The sequence below is a fragment of the Salinisphaera sp. G21_0 genome (assembly GCF_017744115.1).
GTDB lineage: Bacteria > Pseudomonadota > Gammaproteobacteria > Pseudomonadales > Endozoicomonadaceae > Endozoicomonas.
The window spans coordinates 1-666 of sequence record NZ_JAGHQW010000230.1 but is presented as its reverse complement, the minus strand read 5'-3'; the positions used below and the strand labels follow the sequence as shown (position 1 = coordinate 666).

Below are 666 nucleotides of genomic sequence, written 5' to 3'. Positions count from 1 at the left end.
CCGGAACCCTGACCCTGTCGCTGGACGGTGGCACCTTCGAGGATAACGGCGCAGGCAGTCTGCTCCATAAAAGCGGCACCAATAATTACAGCAAATTGACCGTGGATTATGATCTCGGGGAGATTAATGTCTGGCGAGCGAGCAGTTATACAACGGCCACAGCCAATGCCTCCTATCAGCCAGCGGTGGCGATAACCGGCGCTGCAATCAGTGGTGCTATCCCGGTCACTAATCAGAACCGGGGCTTCAATTACACCCTGAACATGGCCGAGGCCAAGCCAAGGCCGGGAACTCTGGTGGTCAGCTATATCGCCCTCGGCAAATGGCAGGATATCCGGGATAACGGCGCAGGCCAGATGATCGGCTCTGGAACCGGCACCATTCTCTTTGCAACGGGATCGGCGGCAATCACGCTCGATGCTCTGCCCGATCCAGACAGTGCCATTGTTTTCAGCTATGTGGCACAAAATGATAATGAGGTGACGATTAGAACCGGATCGGTGCCGGTGGATGATATAACCTTCCGGCATACTGTTCAAAAGCCCGGTATCAAACCCGGTTCCATGACGGTGACGTATGTTTCGTCTGGGGAGAATAAAACCCTGACCGATCAGGCCAATGGTCTGCTAACGGGCGATGGCAGCGGCGCTATCCATTACGCTCCCG

Annotated in this window: 1 pseudogene; it reads left to right on the top strand. The window is 55.4% G+C overall.

Annotated elements, in window-relative coordinates:
* Positions 1-666, top strand: a pseudogene (locus J7439_RS25805) (hypothetical protein); the annotation flags it as partial.